The sequence below is a fragment of the Hydrogenophaga taeniospiralis CCUG 15921 genome, assembly GCF_001592305.1.
Lineage (GTDB): Bacteria > Pseudomonadota > Gammaproteobacteria > Burkholderiales > Burkholderiaceae_C > Hydrogenophaga > Hydrogenophaga taeniospiralis.
The window spans coordinates 1-1,019 of sequence record NZ_BCWR01000043.1 but is presented as its reverse complement, the minus strand read 5'-3'; the positions used below and the strand labels follow the sequence as shown (position 1 = coordinate 1,019).

Sequence of the window (1,019 nt, the reverse complement as noted above, 5' to 3'; positions counted from 1 at the left end):
TTCTTCCATGCTCGCGGCCGTCTGCTGCAGGTTGGAGGCTGTCTGTTCGGTGCGGGTGGACAAGTCCTGGTTGCCGCTCGCGATTTCCTGGGAGGCCGTGCCGATGCTGTCGCTGGCATGCCGCACCTGGGTCACGGTCTGGCGCAGCGCAGCGACCATCTCGCCCACCGCCGCCAGCAGACTGCCGGGCACCACCTTGGGCAACTCCACCGCCAGATCGCCCGCCGCCACGGACCGCACGACCGCCACGGCCTGGGCCGGTTCGCCGCCGATCTGACGCATCACGCTGCGCAGCGTGGCCCAGCCGATGGCACCGATCACGAGCAGCACCGCCAGGCCCACCGCGAGGTGGCTCAGGGTGGCGGCCATGACCTGGGCGTCCAGGTCGTCGGTGTACAGGCCCGACCCCACCATCCAGTTCCAGCCGTCGACCTGCATGATGAACTGCAGCTTGGGCACAGGCACCGTGCTGCCGGGACGGGGGAAGTTCGTCTGCACGAAAGCGCGGCCGTGGGAGCCCCCCTTCATGCCATTCACCAGGGCGCCGATGACGTCCGTCCCTTCGCCGTCCTTCACCTTGCCCACCATGTTCTGCCCGGCCCACTCCGGCTTGATGGGGTGCATCACCCCCACGCCCTCGGTGGACCAGATGTAGAAATACTCCTTGCCGTCCTGGCCGTAGCGCGCCAGGCGAATGGCTTCCTTGGCCGCCTCCTGGGCCGCCGCCTCGCTCAGCTGGCCGGCCGTGGCCTGGGCGCGGAATCCCTGCGCGATCGCATGGGCGGACTCCACCGCCGCCACCAGCTGGTCGCGACGGCCTTCGCCCATCTGCTGACGCAACTGGTAGACCGAGAGCAGAACGATCAGGGCAATGCCCATGACCGCCGCCAGGATCTGCAGGGCGATTTTTCCGCGAAAGCTCAGTGAGTCCAGCATCATTTCTCTCCGGGTGACAGTTCGATATCCATGTCAGGCAGCGGCCAGGCGGAACGTCGCCACCGTGTGGGCCAGTTGCCGGG

General features: G+C 67.9%; 1 protein-coding gene. It reads right to left on the bottom strand.

What is annotated here, in order from left to right; genetic code table 11:
• On the bottom strand, window positions 1-936 hold a 936-nt coding region (locus HTA01S_RS24410), incomplete at its 3' end, for a cache domain-containing protein (protein WP_174545222.1).
• Window positions 937-1,019: the final 83 nt, after the last annotated feature.